Annotated in this window: 7 protein-coding genes and 1 pseudogene; 3 read left to right on the forward strand and 5 right to left on the reverse strand. The window is 67.4% G+C overall.

Annotation, left to right across the window (positions count from 1 at the left end; all coding sequences use genetic code 11):
* Nucleotides 1–10 precede the first annotated feature (10 nt).
* Nucleotides 11–598, reverse strand: a complete 588-nt coding sequence (locus ACNJ7K_RS25760; RefSeq protein WP_088897944.1) for a TetR/AcrR family transcriptional regulator — start codon at nt 596–598, stop codon at nt 11–13.
* Between the two features lie 108 nt (nt 599–706).
* On the opposite strand from ACNJ7K_RS25760, the gene ACNJ7K_RS25765 reads away from it, so the two are divergent.
* Nucleotides 707–1,495 carry an SDR family oxidoreductase gene (locus ACNJ7K_RS25765; RefSeq protein WP_160874014.1) on the forward strand — a complete coding sequence of 263 codons (789 nt, stop codon included), beginning with the start codon at nt 707–709 and terminating at the stop codon, nt 1,493–1,495.
* Here the strand turns inward: ACNJ7K_RS25765 and ACNJ7K_RS25770 are convergent.
* The 4 genes from ACNJ7K_RS25770 to ACNJ7K_RS25785 all read right to left on the reverse strand — a co-directional run bounded on the left by ACNJ7K_RS25770 (nt 1,477) and on the right by ACNJ7K_RS25785 (nt 5,267).
* Nucleotides 1,477–2,259: an IclR family transcriptional regulator gene (locus ACNJ7K_RS25770; protein ID WP_088897946.1), complete on the reverse strand. Its 783-nt coding sequence runs from the start codon at nt 2,257–2,259 to the stop codon at nt 1,477–1,479. The two genes, ACNJ7K_RS25765 and ACNJ7K_RS25770, sit on opposite strands and share 19 nt — an antisense overlap.
* Nucleotides 2,260–2,329: 70 nt before the next feature.
* Nucleotides 2,330–2,995: an IclR family transcriptional regulator gene (locus ACNJ7K_RS25775; protein WP_487042453.1), complete on the reverse strand. Its 666-nt coding sequence runs from the start codon at nt 2,993–2,995 to the stop codon at nt 2,330–2,332.
* Between the two features lie 159 nt (nt 2,996–3,154).
* The gene (bphC, locus tag ACNJ7K_RS25780; RefSeq protein WP_016694848.1) at nt 3,155–4,066 is read right to left on the reverse strand and encodes a biphenyl-2,3-diol 1,2-dioxygenase; all 912 of its coding nucleotides are present in this window, start codon (nt 4,064–4,066) and stop codon (nt 3,155–3,157) included.
* A gap of 28 nt (nt 4,067–4,094) precedes the next feature.
* A complete protein-coding gene (locus tag ACNJ7K_RS25785) occupies nt 4,095–5,267 on the reverse strand; it encodes an acyl-CoA dehydrogenase family protein (RefSeq protein ID WP_159417557.1) in 1,173 nt (390 codons plus the stop codon).
* A 286-nt stretch (nt 5,268–5,553) separates the two neighbouring features.
* On the opposite strand from ACNJ7K_RS25785, the gene ACNJ7K_RS25790 reads away from it, so the two are divergent.
* A complete protein-coding gene (locus ACNJ7K_RS25790) occupies nt 5,554–6,084 on the forward strand; it encodes a nuclear transport factor 2 family protein (RefSeq protein ID WP_159417558.1) in 531 nt (176 codons plus the stop codon).
* A 27-nt stretch (nt 6,085–6,111) separates the two neighbouring features.
* Nucleotides 6,112–6,261, forward strand: a pseudogene (locus tag ACNJ7K_RS25795) (hydroxyquinol 1,2-dioxygenase); the annotation flags it as partial.
* Between the last annotated feature and the right edge of the window lie 23 nt (nt 6,262–6,284).

Here is a 6,284-nt window from a genome sequence, read left to right on the forward strand (position 1 = left end):
GCGGGGCGGATCATGTGTCGCGTCGGCGGAAGCCGTCGACGAACAACGACACGATGGTGCGCGAGAGATCGGCGAGGGTGCGGTTCGGTCCGGGCCGGTACCAGCGGGAGGCATGCCAGACCGCGTCGTAGATCAGTTCCCGGAACGCTTCGGGATCGATGTCGGTGCGGAAGACCCCTTCCGCGATGCCGTCCCGGATGGCCTCGCGCCATGCGACTTCCATGGCGTCGGCAGAGGAGACCATGTCGGCCTCGACGACGCGCTCGCGCATGTACTCGCCTTCGCGTCGCCAGATGGAGGTCGCGCCGTGATAGTCCTCGGAGGTCTCCAGCGCGATCTGTGTGAAGGCCTCGAGTCGCTCGACCGGCGGTAGCGACCGGGCGAGCACCTCGCGGCACCGTTCGTTGAGGTCGGTGATGTACTCGCGGATGAGCTCGGTGACGATCGCTTCCTTGGACGGGAAGTAGTGGTAGAGCGCTCCGGAGTAGACACCGACCGCATCGGCGATCTCGCGGATGGTGGTGGCGGTGACACCCTTGCGGGCGAAGATCTCCGCCGACCTGTCGAGTATCTGTCTCTTACGCTCCTGCGGGTCCACCGTCGTCCTCTCGTAAGGCCTGGGTGAGGCCTGTTCCCGACCGTATTCTGCCACATTCATTGATCAACCGATCAATGGAGTCCCGTCCCGACGTCTTCAGGAGTATGCATGGCCGTGACCCGCATGGACCCGATCGTTCCCACCACCCCCCTCGCGGGTGGCACCGCCCTCGTGACCGGCGCCGGCCAGGGCATCGGGCGAGGGATCGCACTTGCGCTCGCCGCAGCCGGCGCCTCGGTGGCCGTCGTGGGGCGCACCGCGGAGACGATCGGTGCCACCGCGGTCGAGATCGAAGCTCGGGGCGGCCGTGCGGTGCCGTACGTGTGCGACGTGACCGACGCGGCGGCCGTGGAGGCGACCGTCGCGGACGTGGTGAGGGAGTTCGGTGGTCTGAACATCCTGGTGAACAACGCGCAATCACCCGCTCCGGGAACGTTGCTCGAACTCGACGAGGCCGTGTACCGCGACGGGATGGAGTCCGGCCCGACCGCCACCTGGCGGATGATGCGGGCGTGCCACCCGCACCTGCGCGGCGGTGGTTCGATCGTCAATCTCGGATCGGCGGCCGGTATCCGGTGGAACCCCTCGGGCACGGGTGGATACGCCGCCGCGAAGGAAGCGATCCGGGTTCTCACCCGCACCGCCGCCTGTGAGTGGGCGGCGGACGGGATCCGCGTCAATTCGATTCTTCCGCTCGCCGATTCGGTGGCCATGCAGGAGTGGGCGGAACGCGAGCCGGACGAAGCTGCCGCATACGCGAGTTCGATCCCGCTCGGTCGACTCGGTGATCCCGAGACCGATATCGGGCCCGCGGTCGTCTTCCTGTGCAGCGAGGCGGCCCGCTACATCACGGGCCATTCGCTTCCGGTGGACGGAGGTCAGGCGCTGGTGCGCTGAGCCATCGGCCGGCCGAGGTGTGGCTGAGAATCGGCCGGGGACAGGGAACGCCAGACGGCCCGCGCCGCGAGCCGGACCGGGGTGGCCAGGCTGACGGTGTCGACGATGTCGACGGGTCCGGTCACGGACAGCGCTCCGACGCACATCTGCCCGTTTCCGATCGGCGCCGCCACGCATGCGATACCCGGCAACGATTCCCCGCACTCGTGCGCGACGTGGCGTTCGCGGATACGTGCGATCTCGTTGCGGGAGAGCAAATTCTCAGCCCTCGGAGCAGTGGCGTACGTGCATCCGGTCGCAGGATAGGCGGCGTGCATCCGGGTGTGGGCCAGAAGGGCCTTTCCGAGTGCGGTGCGATGCGCCGGCTGCCGTCCGCCGATGCGCGAGGGGAGTGCGACCGGTCCGCGGCCGACCTTGTCGACGTAGCGCACATCGCCACCTTCGAGCACCGCCAGGTGTACGACGAGACCTGTCGCCGAGTGCAGGTCGTGCAGGACGGGGTGGGCCGCTCGGTGCAGGCGGTCGTGGTTCCTCGCCAGCGCGCCCCACTCGAGCGGTGTGCGTCCGAGCGCGTAGGTCTTGCCGCGCTTGCTCACCCAGCCGTGCTCGGCGAGCTGGGTGAGCAGCCGGTGGGTGGACGAGCGGGGCAGGCCCGTGCGCGTCGACAGTTCGGAGAGGGTGAGGCGATCGCCGGTGTGGAACTCGTCCAGGAGCCCGGCCACGCGGGCGATGAAGGCATTGGAGAAGTCGTCGGTGTGTGTCATGGCATCCTCACGATGTGCCGGAACCGTCCGTTGATCGATTGATCAACGGGGCTGTGGACAGGGCGTGGTGTCACGCGGTCAGGGTCGCTTCCAGGTGGTCGGCTGCCCGACGCAGCCGCCGGGTCGCGTCTTCGCCGAGCGCCTCGACGGGGCCGGCAAGTGAGAGTGCGGCGATCTCCCCGTCCCCTGCGGCGAAAGCGGCGACGGCGTGCCGGAAGCATTCACCGCCGTACACGACACCACCGGCGAGCGTGTATCCGTCGGGGCCGCTCAGGGCAGGATGGTGCCCGTCGCGTCGGGCGAGTAACGCCAGGCCGGCGACGGTGTCCTCGGCGCGGCGCCGCTGGCCCGCCCATGTGGTGTCGGTGAACTGCGCGCCGCTCACCTTCTCCAGGTAGACGACCTGGTCGTCGTCGAGAACGGTCAGGTGGACGGCGAGACCGGTCTCTCGGTGCAGGTCGTACATCGAGCGGAGGGCGGCGCTGTGGATCCGGTCGTGTGCCTGCGCGAGGGCGCCGAGCTCGACGATCTTCGGGCCGAGGTGATAGGTGGTGCCGCTGCGACGCATCCATCCGACCCGCACGAGCTGGAGAAGCATGCGATGGGCCGACGAGCGGGGGAAGCCCGTTCGTCGGCACAGTTCGGTGAGGGTCAGTCCGTCCGTGTCGCGGAACGGTTCGAGCAGAAGGCCGACGCGGTCCATGACGGACGAGGGGGTGGGGAGGACTTCGGACATGGTCTTCTCCGTGGCGTGTCGTTGATTGATCGACCGATCAATGAGTATCTACGACTGTAGCGCCACTCGGAGCTCTGCGGAAGAACGAATTTCAAGACCAACGAAAAATGCACCGCGACCGGAAGTCGCGGTGCATTCGTCGGACAGGCCCGTGGGATGTCAGGCAGTGGGAGGCAGGAACGCCTTCAGCGGCTCGGATCCCGACTGGTCGTGGCCCCAGTACGCATCCGCCGTGATCTCCTCGGACGTGTAGTGACGCTCGTCGACGAGCATGCCTTCGGTACCGAACTCGAGATCCCAGCCGCCGGGTGCGCGGACGTAGAACGAGATCATCTTGTCGTTGGTGTGCCGGCCGAGCGTCGACGAGATCGAGAAGTCGAGCTTGTTCACCCGATCGAGGGCCTGGCCGACCGCGTCGAGGGTGTCGACCTCGGTCATCAGGTGCACCAGGCCGGGCTCCTCGTTCGGCGGAGCCGGGCACAGCGCGAGGCTGTGGTGGCGTTCGTTGATACCGAGGAAGCGGACCCGCACGAGGCCGTCCTCGTCGAGGCGGATCGAGCCGCGCGGCAGGAAACCGAGAACCTGGGTGTAGAACTCGTACGTCTCGGCGAAGTTCGCCGTCGGCAGCACGACGTGACCCAGGCCGAGGCCGCCGGTTACCCAGCGTCCGCCGAACCGCGTCACGACCGGGCTGTGGTCGAGAACCGGCCCGAAGAACACCTCGAGGCGGGTTCCGGCCGGATCCTCGAACGCGATGGCGCCCTCGGCGTCGATGTAGGTCGCTTCCTTGTGCGAGAGCACCTCGACGGTGCGCCCCGACTTCTCGACGGCCTCGCGCACTCGCTGGAGCGCGAACTCGTCACGCACCTCCCAGCCCACGGCCAGGGCCTTGTCGGAATCGCCGGGCAGCACCTGGATGCGGGAGCGGCGCTCGTCGATGCGGGCGTAGAAGCCGTCGGCCTCGGGGCCGGTTCCCTCGGCCATGCCGAGCCCGTCGAGGAGCAGGGCGCGCCAACGCGGCACGTCCTGCGTCTGGATGCGGAGGTAGCCGAGACCTCTCAGTTCAGTCATGTCATCGTCCTCGAAAGTGAAGGGGGAATCAGATCATCGCGCGGTAGGGACCCTGCGGGTCGCCACCGAGCTGCGTCAGGGCTGCGGAGTGGTAGATCATGCCGGGCACGTGGATGGCGTGCGTCAGGCCGACGTGTGCGTCGCGCCAGAAACGCTGCATCGGAGTCTTCAGGTGCACCGCGGCACCGCCGGCACGCGCGAAGATCTCGTCCATCGCCCGCACGGCGCGCCACGCGGCCGAGATCTGGGTGCGACGTCCGATGGCGCGCTCCTCGAAGCTGATCTCCTCACCGCGGTCCGTCTTGTCCCAGAAGCGGTCGACGGTCTCGAGCAGCGCGAGTCGCGACGCGGAGATCTCGGAAGCGGCCTCGCTGATGGCGTACAGGACGTACGGGTCCTCCTTGATGGGGACACCGGTGACCTGGACGCGCTCCTTCTGCGCTGCGATGTAGCAGGCCAGTGCGCCCTCGGTCATGCCGATCAGCGACGAGGTGATGCCCAGCGGGAAGATGTACGAGAACGGGAACTTGTACAGCGTCTCGTCACGACCCGCGTGGCGCCAGCCGTTGCCGCTGAGCACGATGTCGGCGTCGATCGTGCGGTGCTCGGGGATGAAGGCGTCCTTGATGATCAGGTCCTTCGAACCCGTGCCGCGCAGGCCGATGACGTTCCAGCTGTCCTGGTCGATCTCGTAATCGGAGCGGGGGAGCACGACGTGCAGCACCTTGCCGGTCCGGTTGCCGTCCTTGTCGCCGACGGCGGCACCGATCATGATCCAGCCGCAGTGGTCGGTGCCGGACGAGAACGACCAACGGCCGTTGAGGATGTATCCGCCGTCGACGGGCACCGCGACACCCATCGGTGCGTACGGCGAGGCCATCCACATGTCGTTGTCCTCGCCCCAGATCTCCTCCTGGGCCTTGGGGTCGAAGAAGGCGAGCTCCCACGGATGAACGCCGACGATGCCGGCGACCCAGCCCGTAGCGCCGTCGAGTGCACCGAGCGCCATGATGGTCTCGGCCGCCTCACGCGGGTGGCCTTCGAAACCGCCGTACTCTTTCGGCTGGAAGGTGCGGATGATGCCGGAGTCACGCAGGCGCTTCGCGGTGGTGTCGGTGAGGCGCATGAGCTTGTCGCCCTCGACACCCTCGGCGCGGATCTCGTCCGCGTGCTGCATGATCCTGTCCAATACCTGACCCATGACGGTGACTCTTCCTGGGATCGGCTGCTGTGAGCCGGGACTGTGTGGGAGGGGGTGCTCCGCGTAACGGAGCGACCTGCGCTGTGCAGGTGTGGCGTATCGAACAGTCCCAGCCCGTGATGTGATCGCGCACCGATGTTTCCGTTGAACGGGACATCCGGGCAACTCGGATGGGATCCGCGTCCTTCGACGGACCGACTGTTGTTCCGATCAGCGGGACGTTGCAGGAGATTGCGTCCGAGGATCGGTAGACAAGCCGGTGACCGCCTGCTCCGGAAGGATCGCCATGACCGAGACCACGGCCCGCCCGATCAGTGATCTGTCTGCGGCCGAACAGCTTCTCGCCATCCACGAGATCCAGCAGGTCTTCGCAGCTCGGCTGCGGGTGATGGACACCAAGCAGTGGGAGCTGTATCCGACCCTGCACACCGAGGACGTGGTGAGCGAGACGTGGGGTGGACTCCCCAGCGACAAGCAGCCCCGCACCGGTGAAGAAGCCGGTCGTGTGGTGGGGCGCGAGGCACTCACCCGCGCCATCAGCAACTTCCTCGACGGGTCCGTGTCGATCACCTCGGCGCACCACGGTCACTGCCCGGAGATCGTCCTCGAATCCGCCACCACGGCCCGCGGCATCTGGGCGATGGAGGACCAGTTGTGGTGGGACAACGACGGCGTCGAGGAGTCGCTGCACGGGTGGGGTCACTACCACGAGGAATACCGCAGGGTCGACGGTGTCTGGCTGATCTCCTACCGCAAACTCACCCGCCTGCGTGAGGTGCACACGCCGGGCTTCTTCAGTTTCCTGAAGGGACTCTGAACGACGCCCGTCAGGGATGGATTCTTCGGCGACAGCGTTTTCGGCGTGAAGGACTCGCTCGTCAAGGAGTTCGCGCAGCAGGCGCCGGGCACGCCGACGCCGGACGGACGCGATCTGGGGGACCGATCCTGGGCGAAGGCCCGGTTCGACATCGTGCTCGCGCCCGAGGGCGTCTGACCCCCACAGGTTGACGCGGTGAA

This window comes from Rhodococcus shunpengi (assembly GCF_048381395.1).
In the GTDB taxonomy this organism is placed as follows: Bacteria; Actinomycetota; Actinomycetes; order Mycobacteriales; family Mycobacteriaceae; genus Rhodococcus.